The sequence below is a fragment of the Saliphagus sp. GCM10025317 genome (genome assembly GCF_042663665.1).
In the GTDB taxonomy this organism is placed as follows: domain Archaea; phylum Halobacteriota; class Halobacteria; order Halobacteriales; family Natrialbaceae; genus Natronosalvus.
On the sequence record NZ_JBHTAQ010000007.1, the window covers coordinates 1240983 to 1256548 of the forward strand.

Genomic DNA, 15566 nt, shown 5'->3' on the forward strand with positions numbered 1-15566 from the left:
GACATTCGAGGGCGGCTACAGTAACAGGGCGACGACCGCGAGGATGATGAAGATCAACACGAAGATCCGTGCGATCTCCATACTCACCCCGGCGACGCCGCGAGACCCGACCGCCGCGGCGATAATCGCCAGGACGAAGAAGATGATCGCCCAGTACAGGAAGCCGCCGCCACCGATCTGGAGTGGAATCTCGAGCATGTGTGCCTTGCCACCACAAACGAGTATATAAACGCTGGTGACTGTCCTACTCGATTTTCGACCCTAAGGGCCGACTACGGCGCAGTAAGCGAGTATAGGGTGATCTTTCTTCGCCTCGCTCGCCTTCGACGAACGTTCGCCTCACTTGCCTTCGAAAAACGCCTGACAGAGTTTCGCTTCAGCATTCCGCAGGTGTTCGTGGAACGTCGGTCGCGAGACGTCCATCGAACTGGCGAGTTCCTCGCCAGTGGTCGGACGGGGCCACTCGAAGTAGCCGCCGAGGTACGCCCGTTGCAGAGAGGCGAACTGGCGCTCGGTGAGTTCGTCCTCGAGTCTGGCGGCAAACTCCTCGCGCGTCTCGTCGCCACGTTCGTGCTGGCGAAAGGAGATGACGTCCGTTCCGTCGTACCGTGCCTGAACCGACTCGACGACGCTGCGGACGTTCGTCGAGTGCGGAATCTCGAGGGTCACGCGGGCACGGCCGTCCTCGGCCTCGATCGACTGGACGAGAATGCCGCGTTCGGAGAGCCACTCGACGAGGTCGTTCTCGGCGTCGAGTTCGATTAACATGCGGTCCGCCCGCTCGACGAGAACTGCGAGGTCGACTCCCTCGAGACCCTCGGCGACCGCGGCCAGCTCCTCGGCACCAGCGTTCGTGACCGTAAACAGCGACGCCGTGTCGTCACCCGAACCGTGAACCGACCGGCGGTACTCGAGGCGACCGCCCGTCTCGGCGCTGACCCCAACTGGTGGGAGGTCGCGGTCGGTCATCTCGAGTTCGACGGCGACGACGGCGTCGGTCGCGAGCATGCGACTGGTCTCGCGAGCGTTGATCCCGCTGGCGACCGCCCGTGCGAGCGCCGAGAGGATGATCGTCTCGCGGTCGTCGACCTCGTGTGAGTCGTCGCTGCAGACCGTCAGCGTCCCGTACTCGACGCCGTTGTAGACGAGCGGGAAGGAGGCGTGAGTCCACCCCTCGACCGTGTCGACGACGACGGACTCCGAGGCGAGGCTGGTCGTCGCGGGGTGATCGGCGTCAATCGACAAATCGTCAGGGTCGACGCCGACGCTCGCTCGCACCTCGAGCGTGTCTGTTGCGGGATTGCGTTCGCCGATCCAGGCGCCCTCGTAGGCGGCTTCCTCGGCGATTCGGCTACACACTGTGGTCTCGAGGTCGCTCCGGGAGGTCGATCCAGCGACGACGCTGGTCACGTCCTGGATCAATCCCTCGACGCGCTCGAGGATATACTCGAGTTCCTCGGTTCGTTCCTCGAGGGCAAACTCGGCTGCCTTTCTGGCCGTGACGTCGTTCTGGAAGCCGACGTAGTGCGTGACGGTTCCCGTCTCGTCGCGAACGGGAGCGATCGTCACCTCGTTCCAGAACTCGGTGCCGTCATCTCGGTAGTTCCGGAGTTCGACTGTCGTCGGCCGTTCGTCCTCGATAGCGGCCCGCATTTCCGCGACGACTTCGGGGCTCGAGTCCGGCCCCTGGAGGAATCGACAGTTTCGTCCGAGAACCGCCTCGTCGTCGTAGCCGGTGAGTCGCTTGAAGGCCGGATTGATGTACACCAGCGGGTTGTCCTCGCGTGACGGATCGGAGAGCGAGACGCCGATCGGTGCCTCGTCGACCGCCCTCGCCTTCACGGCTCGATCGACGTCGCCCTCCCCGTCTCGTCCGTCGGTGTCGTCCATGTTCACTCTGGGGCCGGTCATAAAACGCCAGTCCCTGTCGTGGTGGTGAACATTCTTCGTTCGTGACTGATGCGGACAATTATACGACCTCGAGTTGTATGTTAACACATGTCTATACAGCGAAGTCGGTCTCCGTTCGAAAGGCTGCGCCAGCGACTCGATCGAACCAGCGCCCGGTGCCGAGAGTGCGGCTACGACGGCGACGACGCGGGCTGGCACGTGACGACGTCCGGACGGTCCATCCACTACCGGTTCGTCTGTCCTTCCTGTGCCGGCGTCGAGACGAGGGAGGTCAGGCTCGAGACACCGCGCCGGTGAGTTCTGCGCTCATGAGGAAGTGACGTGTGACGGGCGACGTGAAGGACGTGTGACGGGCGACACGAATAACGTGGGAAATCGGCGAACCGAGAGCGACGGCGCTCGCGGCGACACACACTTATAAGCGGGACGACTACTGGTAGCTCCACATGGTCTCGGAGTACGACTTCTGGCTCCTCGATCTCGACGGAACCCTGGTCGACGTCGAGTGGTCCTACACCCGCGAGGTGTTCGACCGCGTCGGTGACCGACTCAGCCGGGAGTTCACCGACCGGGAGGCCGACATCCTCTGGAACGGCCTCACCGGCTCCCGCGACGCCCAGCTCAGGGCCTGGGGCATCGAGCCGTCGGCGTTCTGGGACGCCTTCCACGCCGAGGAGGATCCGCTCGTCCGCGCCGAACAGACGTACCTCCACGAGGACGCCGCCTTCGTCGGCGACCTCGAGACGCCGGTCGGCCTCGTCACCCACTGCCAGCAGTTCCTGGCCGATCCAGTCCTCGACCACGTCGGGATTCGCGACTGGTTCGACGACGTGCTGTGCTGTACCCCGGAGACGGGCTGGAAGCCCGACCCCACGCCCGTCGAACGGGTGATGACGAACCTGGGCGTCGCGAAAAACGGACACCGGGGCGTCCTCGCTGGCGACGGTGCTGGCGACGTCGGCGCTGCCTGGAACGCGGGTCTCGACGCGATCCACGTCGAACGCGTCGGCCACGACAGGCGCGGACGCTGCGTGCTCGGCGACTACCGCGTCCAATCGTTCGAGGAACTGTTCTAGTCGGTCGTCTGCTCGTTCACCGGCTGTACCTCCGCGTCGACCAGCGTCCCGTACGCGCGACGCAACCGTTCCGAGAGTGCCTGGTGGGAGATGCCGAGGTCGCTCGCGAGTTCCTCCATCGAAATCTGGCGCGGAATCTTGAAGTACCCCTTCTCGAACGCGGCCGTCAACGCCTCGTGTTGCTCCGGCGTGAGCCGCGTGTTCCCCGTCGACACCGTCGTGACGTCGGTGACGCGGATCAAATCGACCACGATGTCCTGGCTCTCGAGCGTCTCGTGGGTGTCGACGAGGTGTTCGCGCGTCCGAAACCGCATCTTGAACTGCCACCAGGAATCGACGCCGCTCGCCTCGAGCAACGAGCCGCCAGAGGATAGCAACTCGTCGTAGAGGTACTGCGCGCGCTCGGAGTCGACGTCGTAGAGGAGTCGGTCTTCGGCACTCGCGACCAGTTCGAATCGCTCGATCGTGTCGTCGGCGGCGAAGGCGTTCTCGATCACCTCGCAGGTCGTCCCCGAGACCCAAATCGACGGGAGCGTCTTCGACACCGAGGACTCGAGTTCGAGCCTGGCCTGTGGGGCGCGCTCGAACGTCGTCTCCATCGCCGTATCCGAGGCCGGGATCCGAAACTCGGCAATCGTCGACATCACGCACACTACACCGCTCGGGCGTAAAACTGCTACTTCGAAGATCCTGACTACCGGGGCCCTGAGACTGTCTCCGTGCGTTATTCGAGTTTCTCGTGGAGAGCCGACTCGAGTTCCCGAACGCCCGGTTTGTCCACGCGGTCGGCCGCCGCCCAGACCCGGACGGGTTGCTCGCCGCAGGAAACGAATCCGAGGCTCAATCGCTCCGCGGTCTCCTGGAGTCCGAGCGCGACGTCCGCTTCCCCGGCGATGACCCGTCGAGCAGGGCTCTCGTGGGCGCGTAGTCCCAAATCGAAGCCGTCGATGGCCGCGGTGAGGTCATGGCGGTCCCGGCCGCGTTCGTCCGCGAGTTCCGCGAGGGCGACGCTCAGGCTCGTTCGCAACCCCGAATCGGTCGTCCGGTTGACGAACCGCAGGTCGCGGTCGACGAGCGACTCGAGCCCTTCGACCTCGACCGGGTTCCCCGCAGGTACGATCAGCCCCCACTCTCGATTCCAGGAGCCGAGTTCGATACCTTCGGGTTCGCGATCCGGCTCGACCGGCCCGGCGACCACGGCCACGTCAGGAGCTCCCGTCCGAAGCCGCCGCAGTGCGGGGCGCGATCCGATCGGGAGGTATCGTGGTCGCTCGAGGCGATCCAGGACGCGGTTGAGGGTCGGATCGTCCTCGCCGACGCCGAACAGCGTCGGGAGCCGACGATCGGGCGAGAACAGCCGGACCTCGAGTGTTGCGCCGACCTCGAGGTAGTCCGTGTCGGCGTCGATTTCGACGACGCCGTCGGCCTCGACGAGGCTGGTCGTCGCCCCGCTCCCCTTGTCGACGGGGTAGACCAGGTACTCGCCGTCGCCGTCGGTCGTGACGCCGACCGGAAGCAGGCGATGACGGCCCTGCTCGGATCGCTCCTCTCGAGCCAGGCGGCCGGTCAACGTCGCCGTCTCGGGTTCGGGAACGCCAGCCGCCTCGCGGATGGCGGGCGCGACGAACGTCCGGAAGACCATCATCGCCGAGACGGGGTAGCCGGGGAGGCCGACGTAGGCGGACTGTCCCGCCGAATCCGACCGCTCGAGACGCCCGATCAGCATCGGCTTCCCGGGTTTGACGCTCACGCCGTGCAGCAGCAACTCGCCCTGTTCCTCGATCACGCGGTAAATCACGTCGACCGCGCTCGCACTCGTCGATCCAGACGAGAGCACGAGATCGCACTCCTCGGCCGCCTCCCGAAGCACGCGCTCCATCTCGGCGGGGTCGTCGCCAGCGTGCGAGTAGAGTACCGCCTCGCCGCCTGCCTCCTCGACGCCCGCCGCGACCGTGTAGCTGTTGACGTCGTAGATCTGCCCGCGGGCACTCTCGAGGTCGCCGCCCGGGCGAACGAGTTCGTCGCCGGTCGAGACGATTCCTACGCGGGGACGGGAACGAACGGGGACCTCGTCGACGCCCAGCGCCGAGAGTAGGCCGATCTCCCGCGGCGTCAGCTGCGTCCCCGGCCCCAGCGCGCGCTCGCCGGCGGCGACGTCAGCCCCGGCGAACATGACGTTGTCTCCCGGCGCGACGCTCGTGCGGACCAGGACCGTCTCATCCTCGATGTCCGTCCGCTCGACGGGAACCATCGCGTCGGCCCCGGGCGGCATCACCGCCCCGGTCGAGATTTCGACCGCTTCGCCGGATCCGACCTCGAGTCCCGGCCTCTCGCCAGCGTGGACCTCCCCAACCAGTTCGAGGCGAGCCGGGTCGGCCTCGTCCGCGCCGAACGTATCACTCGCGCGGAGGGCGTAGCCGTCCAGACTCGAGCGATCGAACCCGGGGACGTCCAGTTCGGCGTCGACGCGCGTCACCAGTACCCGGCCGCGCGCCTCTGACAGGGGAACGCGGTCGATGCCGCCCTCGAGCGACAGCGACCGAATCGCCTCGTGGGCTTGCTCGGGTGTCGCGAGATCCCGAAATTCCTTGCGGGCCATGGGCGTTCTTGGAAGCGATGCGGTAAAAACCTCGAGTGTCCGTCGGCGCGCTCGGCTCACTGCGCTCCGATCACTGTGAGGAGGTTTATATACGAAGGAGCGGCCAACCTCGGCGTGAACTGACTCGAGACGCGATCCGCGCGGCGGTCGTGCGACACGACGGATCGCGGTCGCAGTGTGTCGCCTGTTCGCCACAGTCCGACGCCTCGTCGATCAGTCCTTCAGAACCAGGGCTCCCAGTTCTCCACCGCCACCATCTCACCCGCCGGGATCCCCTCTCGGTCCTCTGGAACGACGACCCAGCCGTCGGCGAGCGCGACGCTCGAGAGCACGCCCGACCCGCTCGCTCGCGTGGGGGTCGCGACCAGCTCCCGCCTTCTTTCCTCTCCTCGTGTCCGTCTTCCGTCTCCTCGACTGCCTCGTCCGCCTCCTCGAGTCCCTCATTCCCCTCGAGCGATACCCGAGCGAACGTTCGCGTTCCCGGTTCCGAGGCAATCTTTCGCTCAAGACGTGCCGCCACCGTCGGATGCGGGGTCGCCTCGGTTCCCTGGAGCCACGCGAGCGTCGGCCGCAGGAACTGGACCGCGTTGATGAGACACGCTACCGGGTACCCCGGCAACGCGAGCACCGGTGTCTCCTCGACGATTCCGAGACAGACCGGGTGACCGGGTTTCAGCGCGACGCCGTGAACCAGCACCTCGCCGAGGTCGTCGATCACCTCCGGCAGGAGATCCCGCTGGCCGACCGAAGAGCCGCCGGTCGTGACGACGATGTCCTTCGTCAGATCGCGCTGGATCGCCACGCGAAGCGCCTCGGCGTCGTCCGTCACGACCTCGCGGTGGGTCGCGCGACCGCCCCAGCGCCCGACCAGTCGCGAGACCGTCAGCCCGTTGGTCTCGATCACCTCGCCGGGGTCGGGATCGGCCTGGACGACCTCCTCGCCGGTCGGCACGACGCCGACGGTCGGTCGACTCGAGACGAGCGACCGGTCGGTCCCCGCCGACCGGAGGAGGCCGAGGTCCGAGGGGCGCAGTCGATGGCCCGGTTCGTACAGTTTCTGGCCAGCCTCGACGTCCTCCCCGACGGGCGCGACGTTCTCGCCCTCGGCGACCGCGTCGAGCACCTCGAGTTCGCCCGTCGCCCCGAGCGATTCGGCGTGCTCGAGCATGACGACCGCGTCGGCGTCGGCGGGGACAGCGCTCCCGGTGTGGACCCGACGGGCCGTTTCCGGGGGGAGCGCGGTTTCGGGGTCGGGCTGATCCTCGAGGGCCAAGACCGCGGGTGAGCGTTCACTCGCACCGAACGTGACGGCCGCTCGCAGGGCGTAGCCGTCCATCGCCGCTCGCTCGTAGTGGGGGACGTCGACGTCGGCGGTGATTGGCTCGGCCAGGACGCGGCCGTCGGCGCGTGAGAGCGCCACGCGTTCCTGATCACACCGGACGCTTCGCTCCTCGAGCGCCGCCTCGAGGGTCGATCGGGCGTCGTCGACGCGGGTTCTCACTCGGAACCCCGACTCCGTGCGGTCGTGGTCGGCACCCTTCATACCGCAAAGAGGGACGGCCGACGATGAAAAACGTGCGGGTCGGCCGCGAACCCGACGACTTTTACTCTCGCCGACAAATTGGAATCCGAACATGTCCGTCCTGGTCCTCTCTCTGGCCGCCCTCGGTATGCTCCTCGGTGTCGCCCTTCTGGGCTACGGGCTCCGCGAACTGGGCTTCGCCTATCGGCTCTTCGCACGCGAGCCGCACACGGTACTAGACACGCCGAACGGCGGGTCCGTCGAACTGTCTGGAACCGTGCTCGCCTGGGACGACGTCCTCGAGTCGCCGTTCACCGAAACGGCCTGTGTCGCCGTCGAGTACGCCGTCGAGGAGAAACGCCGGAAGTCGACCAACACGGGGAGCACCACGAAGTGGGTCGAAATCGACGGCGGGACTCAGGTCGTGCCGTTCCGCCTCGAGGACGAGTCGGGGAACGTCCTGGTCAATCCGCGAGGGGCGGACCTGCGTCTTACGGCAGACGCGCGGATTCGCGTCGAGGGAGGCGAGACGCCACCGACACCGATCGCCCACTACATCGAGCGCGACGAGGATGTCTCTGACGAGAACACGAGCCTCTCGCTGGGCCCGCTCGAGATTTCGACCGGGCGGGACCGGCGCTACCTGGAGCGGCGACTGGACGTCGGGGAGTCGGTTCACCTGCTCGGGACGGCCCGGCGAGACACGACGGCCTCTCGAGAGACGGGACAGGTGAACGCCGTCGTCGAGCGGTCGGTCCCACCAGAGTCGGGACTCCTAGCTCGCGTTCGCCAACGCCTGCTCGGCCCGCCGTTTCTGCTCTTCGACGTGACCGAGCGCCGTGCGGCACGCCGCGTCGCGGTCCGGGGACTGCTCTCGGCGTTCGCGGGCGTCCTGTTCCTCGTCATCTCTCTCGCCGTCGGCGTCGGCGGTATCTGACCCGCCCGGTGGCCCGAGAACGACCGGTCGGGACCGCGGCCTTTTTCGTCGCGGCGTTCGAACCGGTCACTATGTCAGCGCTGCGCGACGCCCTCCGGGACCTCTCCGACGCCGCGTTCTTCGATCTCCTCGAGAGCGACGATTCTTACCTCCTCGTGCTCGACGTGCCAGGGGTCGCTGCCGAGACTGTGGACGTCGCCGTCGAAGACGGCCGCATTCGGATCGAGGCCCGCCGCCAGAAGGATCTCCCCGAGGAGTACCACTACCTCGAGGAGAACCGTCCGCTCTTTGTCGACGTCGACCTCCCCCTGCCCGACGACGCGACGGAGTCGAACGCCGAGGCGAGCGTCGATAGGGGGGTACTCGAACTCGCCCTGCCGAAACGGGAGGGATCCGATAGGACGCCGATCGACGTCGTGAGCGACCCCGAGGACTCGACTGCCGAAGACGCCGATGGAGACGCCGACGGGGACGTCTAACCCGGGTGACCTGACCTGGGCATCCTTCGCGCGTATCGACGGTTCGTCGTCGTCGCGTGGCACTTCCTGCCGCTGTTGCTGGCGTACGCCCGCGACCGCCGCCGCTGGCTCGTCTTCGGACGGCCACGCCGCGTCGGCTCGGAGACCCATCGCGAGCGCGCGGAAGTCCTGCTCGAGTCGTTGCTCACCCTCGGTCCGACGTTCATCAAACTCGGGCAGTTGCTCTCGACGCGCCCGGACGTCCTCCCCGGCGTACATCGACGTGCTCTCGGCCCTCCAGGACGAGGTACCCCCGGCCGACTGGGCCGACGCGCGAGTCGTGCTCGAGGAGGACCTCGGCCCGGTCGAAACCCGCTTTCAGGACTTCGATACCGACGCAATCAGCGGCGCCAGTCTGGGGCAGGTGTACCGTGCCTCGATCGACGGCGACGACGTCGCCGTCAAGATTCGGCGGCCGGGAATCGAGACGCTCGTCGAGGCCGACCTCCGGGTGATCCGGTGGTCGCTTCCGGTACTGATTCGGTTCGTCGACGAATCCCGGTCGTTCTCCCTCGAGAACCTGGCCGACGAGTTCGCGAAAACGATTCGCGAGGAGATGGACTACCATCGCGAGGCCCGGATGCTCGCCGAGATTCGCTCGAATTTCGCCGACGACGACCGGTTTCTCATTCCGGAGGTGTACGAGGCCTACTCGAGCGATCGGGTCCTGACGATGGCCTACATCGACGGGACGAAGATCAATCAGGTCGGCGAACTCGACGCGAAGGGAATCGACCGCCAGCAGGTCGCGGAGAACCTCCAGCGATCGTACCTCCAGATGATCATCGACGACGGGGTCTTTCACGCCGATCCCCACCCCGGAAACCTGGCGGTGACCGACGACGGACGGATCGTCTTCTACGACTTCGGGATGAGCGGCCGCGTCGACGAATTCGTCCAGGACAGGATCGTCGAGTTCTACATTGCGATTGCCAACCAGGACATCGACGCGATCCTCGACTCCCTCATCGCGATCGGAACGCTGAGTCCCGAGGCCGACCGGGCCGTGATGGCCGACGTGATGGAACTCGCTATCGCCGACGCGCGCGGCGAGGACATCGAGCAGTACCGCGTCCAGCAGATCGTCGGCCAGATCGAGGACTCGATCTACGAGTTCCCGTTCCGTCTCCCGAAGAACCTTGCGCTCGTGCTCCGGGTGGCGACCGTCGTCGAGGGCGTCTGCGTGACCCTCGATCCCGACTTCGACTTCATCGCTACCGCGACGGACTACCTCACCGAGCAGGGCTACCGCGAGGAGTCGATACAGCGGGTCCTCGAGGACACTGCGGGCGAGGTCAGGGACGCCAGTCGATCCGCCGTCAGGATCCCGCCGAAACTCGAGCGGATGCTCGACCGATTCGAACGGGACGACCAGTTCGTCCGGGTCGGGGTCGAGGACAGCGATCAGGTATTCGCCACCCTGGCGAAACGGCTCGTTTACGGCATGTTGTTGACCATGTCGCTGTTCTCTATGGGGGTGCTCTACGCGCTCGACGCACCCATCGCGGCGGTCGTCGCGGCAATCTTTTCGGCCGTCCTCTCGATCGTCCTCTACTGGTCGTTCCGGACGCCGAGTTCCATCTCGACGAAACCGCAGTTCACGCGCCAGAATCTCAGACAGCGTCGGGAGCAGGAGTAATCGAGGCCAGTCAGTGGCGATCGGCCGGGCTCGAGCGCCACGAGCGCACGAACGTTCATCGGTCTGGCAACCCAACGAGACGTATGGATACGGACTTCGACCGTCTCGCCGACCTCGAGGTACACGTCGCCGACGTCGAACTCGAGCGACTCGAGCGGGACACGTCGAGCGATTTTACGCGGGTGACGACCGAGGTCGCGCTCTCGGGACCGCACTCGAGTAGTGAGCAAGTCACGGGACGCGGCGAAGACGTCACCTACGACGCCGAGGAACACGACGCCCTCCATCAGGTCGGGTTGCCGACCGACGGCCTCGAGGGCGAGTTCACGCTGGCATCGTTCTCGGATCGACTCGAGGACCTGAACCTGTTTCCGGCGGGCCCACCCGACCGCAAGGACTTCCGGGATTACCGTCGCTGGGCGCTCGAGAGCGCGGCGCTCGACCTGGCGCTGCGCCAGGCCGGAACCTCGCTTGGGGACGCACTCGACCGCGAACCGAAACCGCTCCGCTTCGTCGCGAGCACCCGCCTCGGGGAGCCGCCGTCGACCGATCGGGTCGAGCACCTTCGCGATGCCGTTCCGTCCCTCGAGTTTAAACTCGATCCAACGCCCGAGTGGACCGACGCCGTGGTCGACGACCTGGTGGCGACCGACGCCGTCCGAATCCTCGACCTGAAGGGGCAGTACGAGGGGACCGAGGTGGACGTCCCGTCGGATCCGGACTTCTACGAGCGCATCCTCGAGTCGTTCCCGGAGGCCGTGATCGAGGATCCGGGTGTAACCGAGGAGACGCGCCCGCTGCTCGAGGTGCCCGACGTTCGGAACCGGCTCTCCTGGGACGCCCCGATTCACAGTGTCGAGGACGTCGGGTCATTGCCGTGGGAGCCGCGGTGGTTGAACGTCAAGCCCTCCCGATTCGGCTCGCTCGAGTCGTTGCTCGAGACGATCGCCTACTGCGAGGAGCGCGGGATTCGGTGTTACGGCGGCGGGCAGTTCGAACTCGGCGTCGGTCGCGGGCAAATTCAGTTGCTGGCCGCGCTGTACTATCCCGACGGCCCCAACGACGTCGCCCCCGGCGTCTACAACGACCCCGAGGTTGCCACCGAGTTGCCGCCGAGTCCGCTCGAGCCGCCGGCGGACGACAAGCGGGTCGGATTCCGGTGGTAGGCGAGTCGGATTCCGGTGGTAGCAAGTCGGGTTTCTCTGCGAACGAGTCGGTGCCTCTTTGCCGTCTCGTCCCTCTCATTTTGGCATGCACATCGAACCCTTCGGCCTCGAGCGCTGGTTCGCCGAGTACGAACACGAGGCGGATATCATGCTCGCCGAGAGCGGGATTCGAAGCCTGCCGGCAAGTCGATTCGACACCGATCCCGGCGACCTGGGATACGTGATTCCGACCGATGGCGATCCCGATCTCCGGGCCGACATCGCGGACCGCTACGACCGGGAGGCCGACGAGGTGCTCTTCACCGTCGGCACCCAGGAGGCGAACTTCCTGGCGTTTCTGTCGCTACTCGGCGCCGACGGGTCGGCGAGGTCGTCGCGAGCCGCAGGCGACGGCCACGCCGTCGTCGTCACGCCCACCTACCAGGCGCTCCACGCGGTTCCCGAGGCCGTCGGTGAGGTCACGAGAGTGTCGCTCGAGCCGCCGACGTGGGAACTCGAGGTCGACGCGGTCGCCGACGCGATCCGTCCCGACACCCGGGTCATCGTCCTCAACAACCCGAACAATCCCACGGGGCGGTACCATCCGCTCGAGCGAGTCGAGGCGCTCTACGACCTGGCGGCGGACAACGACGCCTACCTGCTCTGTGACGAGGTCTATCGCCTGCTCGCCGACGATCCACTGCCGCCGGTCGCCAGTCTCGGCCCTCGCGGGCTCTCGACCACCAGCCTCACGAAAGCCTACGGCCTCGCCGGCACCCGATTCGGCTGGCTCGTCGGCGACCGCGAGGTGATCGAGGCCGCCTGGACCTGGAAGGATTACACCACCATCTCGCCCTCCATCTTCGGCCAGCACGTCGCGAAACAGACCCTCGGTGAGCAAGAAGACGACATCCTCGAGGAGAACCGCGCTCTCGCGGCGACCCACCGCGACCGCGTTCGCGAGTTCGTCGACGCCCACGGCCTCGAGTGGTACGACCCCGTCGGCGTCAACGGATTCGTGACGATTCCCGACGGGTTCGAGAACGGGACCGAGTTCTGCCGGACGGTCGTCGAGGAAGAGAGCGTCGTGCTCGCGCCGGGCGACCTCTTCGGCTTCGAGGATTACTTCCGCATCGGCTTCGGCTTGCCGACCGAGGAACTCGAGGAGGGTCTCGAGCGGGTGAGCCGCGTGATCAGGTGAGTCAAAAGCTCGTCACCTTCGACTGGATTCGTCCGTCGTCGATCTCGTCCACGTCGACGTCGGAGAAGTACCGCGCCAGTTCGTCCCGTCGAATCTCCTCGCTGTCGTGGAGATAGGCGATTTCGGTGAGCGAGAGGGGTTCGCCTCGCTTCAGTTTGTGTCGCAACTGATCGACGGTGAGCGACTGGTAGGTCACGTCCAGCGAAACCGTTGCGGCGCGGTCCCGGCGCGCTTCGGCGAGGTTGATCCCCTCCGTCAACAGGGTCTGGAACTCGAGGTCGGTGTCGTCCGCGGCCAGGTAGAGGAAGGCCACGGCCGAGACCATCGCGTCGAACGCCTCGGTGCCGTCGATTTCGCCGAACCGTTTCTCGAAGACGAGTTTCCGGTCGTCGTCGGAGAGCGATTCGACGAGCAGTTCGAAGTCGCGAACGCCGTGGTAGAGTCGTTCGCGGATGCGAGCCCGCGTATTTCGCTCGGACTGGACGCTCGCGAGGTCGGACTCGCCGCGCAGGAACGCGCGGTCGGCGCTGCTCAGGATTCCGCGGGGACGACTGTCGTCTTTCATACTCGGATATGGGTTATCTACTATTCTATACACATATATAGATAACCTATTATGAGGTATCTATCAAATTCATCTAGGAACACTTATCCTTCCCATTCGAGGTTGAGGTGGTATGGTCGAGCAAACAGTTCAGGAGTCGAACTCGAGCGCTACCACGACGTTTTGTGGCGTGATCGACGCCGAAACGATCAAACGAACCGTCGACGTCGCGCACGCCGTCTTCGACGAGTGTCACCTGTACGTCGATCCCGACGGGCTCCGCCTCGCGGCGATCGACGCGGCGACCGTCGTCCGAGCGGACGTCACGCTCGAGCGAACCGCCTTCGAATCGTTCGAGGGGGCTCCCGATCACCTCGGAATCGACCTCGAGCGACTTCGCAACGTCGTCGGAATCGCTGACCGCGACCAGCTCGTCGCCCTCGAGGTGAAAGCCGAAAGCCGGACGCTGTCGATTCGCATCGACGAACTCGAGTACACGCTCGCGCTCCTCGATCCGGAGACGATTCGCTCCCCGCGAGAGGGGTCGAGCGACGCGTTCGACCTCGCGGGAGCGGTGGTCGCCAGTGCCGAGACCTTCGATCGCTCGGTGCGGGCCGCCGAGATGGTCTCGACGCACCTCGAGTTCGAACTCGACGCCGCCGACGAGGTGTTCGAGGTCCGCGCCGACGGCGATACGGACGACGTCTCGCTGACTCTGTCGGCGGCCGACCTGGTGGATCTCGAACCAGCCGACGCCGTCTCCCTGTTCTCCGTCGATTACCTCGCCTCGATCAACCGGGCGATGCCGGGCGGCGTCGACGTCGGTCTCGGGCTGGGAACCGAGAAACCGCTGTCGATCCGCTACGAGTTCGCCGAGGGAGGCGGCGACGTGGAGTACCTCGTGGCACCCCGGATCAGCGCGACCTGAACGACGCGATTCGCGGTCCCCACTATTCCGGGCCGATCGACCGCTCGAGGCCGTCGATTCGACACAGAGCGCGATTCAATCCCTTTATCACGTTCGATTGATTACCCCGCTGTATGGCGAAGCAACAGAAAGAAGTTCGCGACCTCGGAGAAGGCGGCTACGTCCTGATCGACGACGCAGCGTGTAAAATCGACTCCTACTCGACGGCAAAGCCCGGCAAACACGGCAGCGCCAAGGCCCGAATCGAGGCTCGAGGCGTCTTCGACGGCAAGCGACGGTCGCTGTCCCAGCCTGTCGACGCGAAGATCTGGGTCCCGATCATCAACCGCAAACAGGGTCAGATCGTCTCCGTCGACGGCAACGACATGCAGGTCATGGACCTCGAGACCTACGAGACCATCACGATGCGCATTCCCGAGGACGTCGACGCGTCCCCCGACGACAACATCGAGTACCTCGAGATGGAAGGCCAGCGCAAGATCGTCTGATGTACCCGGGGGCGACCGCCGATCGAACGGAGGCGAACTTCGTTGTCGTCGGTGCGCCCCTCGACGCATCGACGACCTTCGCGCCGGGGACTCGCTTCGGTCCCCGACGCATCCGCCATTTTTCGGAGACGTTCGACGACTACGACTACCGGACGGGCCGGCGATTCACCGACTGCGGCGTCCACGACGCGGGCGATATTCGAGCGTGGGACGCGGTGGACGAGTACCTCGAGTTTCTCGAGGGTACCCTGCGCGACGTCCACTGGGACGACGCCGTCCCCCTACTGCTAGGCGGCGAGCACACCGTCTCGGCGGCGGGCGCGGGCGCGGTTGACCCGGACGTGTTCGTCTGTCTGGACGCCCACCTCGACTTGCGGAGCGAGTACGACGGCAATCCGCTCAGTCACGCCTGCGTGACTCGCCGGATTCTCGATCCCGGCGACTACGAAGACGCACCCGACATCGACGTCCAGGAGGCGATCATCCTCGGCGCGCGGACAGGGAGCGAGGAGGAGTGGCAGCGGGCGAGCGAGGACGACGTGACCGTCGTTCCTCCCGAGGAGGCCGCGGCGTTCGTCCCCGAACTCGAGGACCGCCTCGAGGGTCGAGAGGCGTACCTCAGCGTCGACATCGACGGCGCCGACCCGGCCTACGCGCCGGGCACGGGGACGATGGAGCCGTTCGGCCTCGAGCCCCGGACGATGCGCGACGTCGTACGGACTGTCGCACCACACGCCACCGGGTTCGACGCGGTAGAAGTCAACGACCGCGACGATGGCCAGGCCGCTTCGCTGGCCGGGAAGTTGTTGCGAGAGTTCGTCTTCTCGCGCGTCGACGCGCTCGAGTAATGCTTACACTTCAGTTTGTGCTGCAATGGCCGCCGACCGGTGTAGATCCCCTGCTACCGTCGGCACTACGCTTCGTTGACAACTCGAATCCGAACCGATCACTCCGTTGAGGGATTCCAACGGGGTGACGACGTTCAATCGGGGCGCGGTGTCGACGTCGACGATTCTGCGCGCACCGTAATTACGTGGATAGCGACCGTTCCGAACGGT

At 66.0% G+C, this 15566-nt stretch carries 15 protein-coding genes and 1 pseudogene; 10 read left to right on the plus strand and 6 right to left on the minus strand.

The window, feature by feature from the left end; genetic code table 11:
• Positions 1-15: 15 nt before the first annotated feature.
• Both ACFQS4_RS20775 and ACFQS4_RS20780 read right to left on the minus strand, forming a co-directional pair.
• The gene (locus ACFQS4_RS20775; protein ID WP_253437063.1) at positions 16-198 is read right to left on the minus strand and encodes a DUF1328 domain-containing protein; all 183 of its coding nucleotides are present in this window, start codon (positions 196-198) and stop codon (positions 16-18) included.
• 141 nt (positions 199-339) lie between these two features.
• Complete coding sequence (locus tag ACFQS4_RS20780) at positions 340-1911, minus strand: bacterio-opsin activator domain-containing protein (RefSeq protein WP_500196167.1); 1572 nt, start codon at positions 1909-1911, stop codon at positions 340-342.
• Positions 1912-1998: 87 nt separating this feature from the next.
• Between ACFQS4_RS20780 and ACFQS4_RS20785 the strand changes: the two genes are divergently transcribed.
• Both ACFQS4_RS20785 and ACFQS4_RS20790 read left to right on the plus strand, forming a co-directional pair.
• A complete protein-coding gene (locus ACFQS4_RS20785; protein ID WP_500191764.1) occupies positions 1999-2208 on the plus strand; it encodes an HVO_0649 family zinc finger protein in 210 nt (69 codons plus the stop codon).
• 149 nt (positions 2209-2357) lie between these two features.
• A complete protein-coding gene (locus ACFQS4_RS20790; protein WP_500191766.1) occupies positions 2358-2987 on the plus strand; it encodes an HAD family hydrolase in 630 nt (209 codons plus the stop codon).
• On the opposite strand, the gene ACFQS4_RS20795 is transcribed toward ACFQS4_RS20790, so the two are convergent.
• From ACFQS4_RS20795 to ACFQS4_RS20805, 3 genes are all read right to left on the minus strand, one after another.
• Positions 2984-3631: a helix-turn-helix domain-containing protein gene (locus tag ACFQS4_RS20795; protein WP_500191770.1), complete on the minus strand. Its 648-nt coding sequence runs from the start codon at positions 3629-3631 to the stop codon at positions 2984-2986. The two genes, ACFQS4_RS20790 and ACFQS4_RS20795, sit on opposite strands and share 4 nt — an antisense overlap.
• Positions 3632-3711: 80 nt before the next feature.
• Positions 3712-5586, minus strand: coding sequence for a molybdopterin biosynthesis protein (locus ACFQS4_RS20800; protein WP_500191708.1), 1875 nt, complete (start codon positions 5584-5586; stop codon positions 3712-3714).
• A gap of 85 nt (positions 5587-5671) precedes the next feature.
• Positions 5672-7129 (minus strand): molybdopterin molybdotransferase MoeA, encoded by a 1458-nt coding sequence (locus ACFQS4_RS20805; protein ID WP_500196169.1) that lies wholly within the window; start codon positions 7127-7129, stop codon positions 5672-5674.
• 91 nt (positions 7130-7220) lie between these two features.
• On the opposite strand from ACFQS4_RS20805, the gene ACFQS4_RS20810 reads away from it, so the two are divergent.
• The 5 genes and pseudogenes from ACFQS4_RS20810 to ACFQS4_RS20830 all read left to right on the plus strand — a co-directional run bounded on the left by ACFQS4_RS20810 (position 7221) and on the right by ACFQS4_RS20830 (position 12548).
• Positions 7221-8045 (plus strand): GIDE domain-containing protein, encoded by an 825-nt coding sequence (locus tag ACFQS4_RS20810; protein ID WP_500191772.1) that lies wholly within the window; start codon positions 7221-7223, stop codon positions 8043-8045.
• 71 nt (positions 8046-8116) lie between these two features.
• Entirely contained in the window at positions 8117-8524 is a 408-nt protein-coding gene (locus ACFQS4_RS20815) for an Hsp20/alpha crystallin family protein (protein ID WP_500191719.1), read from the plus strand.
• Between the two features lie 75 nt (positions 8525-8599).
• Positions 8600-10202: pseudogene (locus ACFQS4_RS20820) on the plus strand (ABC1 kinase family protein).
• A gap of 83 nt (positions 10203-10285) precedes the next feature.
• Positions 10286-11368 (plus strand): enolase-like domain-containing protein, encoded by a 1083-nt coding sequence (locus tag ACFQS4_RS20825; RefSeq protein WP_500196171.1) that lies wholly within the window; start codon positions 10286-10288, stop codon positions 11366-11368.
• A gap of 85 nt (positions 11369-11453) precedes the next feature.
• Positions 11454-12548: an aminotransferase class I/II-fold pyridoxal phosphate-dependent enzyme gene (locus ACFQS4_RS20830; RefSeq protein WP_500196173.1), complete on the plus strand. Its 1095-nt coding sequence runs from the start codon at positions 11454-11456 to the stop codon at positions 12546-12548.
• Position 12549: 1 nt separating this feature from the next.
• On the opposite strand, the gene ACFQS4_RS20835 is transcribed toward ACFQS4_RS20830, so the two are convergent.
• Entirely contained in the window at positions 12550-13113 is a 564-nt protein-coding gene (locus ACFQS4_RS20835) for a DUF8102 family protein (protein ID WP_500196175.1), read from the minus strand.
• 112 nt (positions 13114-13225) lie between these two features.
• Between ACFQS4_RS20835 and ACFQS4_RS20840 the strand changes: the two genes are divergently transcribed.
• From ACFQS4_RS20840 to ACFQS4_RS20850, 3 genes are all read left to right on the plus strand, one after another.
• Complete coding sequence (locus ACFQS4_RS20840) at positions 13226-14020, plus strand: DNA polymerase sliding clamp (protein WP_500196177.1); 795 nt, start codon at positions 13226-13228, stop codon at positions 14018-14020.
• Between the two features lie 113 nt (positions 14021-14133).
• A complete protein-coding gene (locus ACFQS4_RS20845; RefSeq protein ID WP_254157457.1) occupies positions 14134-14508 on the plus strand; it encodes a translation initiation factor IF-5A in 375 nt (124 codons plus the stop codon).
• Positions 14508-15356 (plus strand): arginase family protein, encoded by an 849-nt coding sequence (locus ACFQS4_RS20850; protein ID WP_500196180.1) that lies wholly within the window; start codon positions 14508-14510, stop codon positions 15354-15356. The genes ACFQS4_RS20845 and ACFQS4_RS20850 overlap by 1 nt, the downstream gene beginning before the upstream one ends.
• Positions 15357-15566: the final 210 nt, after the last annotated feature.

What these genes read in the sequence shown, in the direction of transcription:
- ACFQS4_RS20850 (WP_500196180.1), top strand. Translation starts at nt 14,508, where the DNA reads ATGTACCCGGGGGCGACCGCCGATCGAACGGAGGCGAACTTCGTTGTC.
- ACFQS4_RS20775 (WP_253437063.1), bottom strand. Translation starts at nt 198, where the DNA reads ATGCTCGAGATTCCACTCCAGATCGGTGGCGGCGGCTTCCTGTACTGG.
- ACFQS4_RS20790 (WP_500191766.1), top strand. Translation starts at nt 2,358, where the DNA reads ATGGTCTCGGAGTACGACTTCTGGCTCCTCGATCTCGACGGAACCCTG.
- ACFQS4_RS20780 (WP_500196167.1), bottom strand. Translation starts at nt 1,911, where the DNA reads ATGACCGGCCCCAGAGTGAACATGGACGACACCGACGGACGAGACGGG.
- ACFQS4_RS20840 (WP_500196177.1), top strand. Translation starts at nt 13,226, where the DNA reads ATGGTCGAGCAAACAGTTCAGGAGTCGAACTCGAGCGCTACCACGACG.
- ACFQS4_RS20810 (WP_500191772.1), top strand. Translation starts at nt 7,221, where the DNA reads ATGTCCGTCCTGGTCCTCTCTCTGGCCGCCCTCGGTATGCTCCTCGGT.
- ACFQS4_RS20825 (WP_500196171.1), top strand. Translation starts at nt 10,286, where the DNA reads ATGGATACGGACTTCGACCGTCTCGCCGACCTCGAGGTACACGTCGCC.
- ACFQS4_RS20815 (WP_500191719.1), top strand. Translation starts at nt 8,117, where the DNA reads ATGTCAGCGCTGCGCGACGCCCTCCGGGACCTCTCCGACGCCGCGTTC.
- ACFQS4_RS20800 (WP_500191708.1), bottom strand. Translation starts at nt 5,586, where the DNA reads ATGGCCCGCAAGGAATTTCGGGATCTCGCGACACCCGAGCAAGCCCAC.
- ACFQS4_RS20835 (WP_500196175.1), bottom strand. Translation starts at nt 13,113, where the DNA reads ATGAAAGACGACAGTCGTCCCCGCGGAATCCTGAGCAGCGCCGACCGC.
- ACFQS4_RS20845 (WP_254157457.1), top strand. Translation starts at nt 14,134, where the DNA reads ATGGCGAAGCAACAGAAAGAAGTTCGCGACCTCGGAGAAGGCGGCTAC.
- ACFQS4_RS20830 (WP_500196173.1), top strand. Translation starts at nt 11,454, where the DNA reads ATGCACATCGAACCCTTCGGCCTCGAGCGCTGGTTCGCCGAGTACGAA.
- ACFQS4_RS20785 (WP_500191764.1), top strand. Translation starts at nt 1,999, where the DNA reads ATGTCTATACAGCGAAGTCGGTCTCCGTTCGAAAGGCTGCGCCAGCGA.
- ACFQS4_RS20805 (WP_500196169.1), bottom strand. Translation starts at nt 7,129, where the DNA reads ATGAAGGGTGCCGACCACGACCGCACGGAGTCGGGGTTCCGAGTGAGA.
- ACFQS4_RS20795 (WP_500191770.1), bottom strand. Translation starts at nt 3,631, where the DNA reads ATGTCGACGATTGCCGAGTTTCGGATCCCGGCCTCGGATACGGCGATG.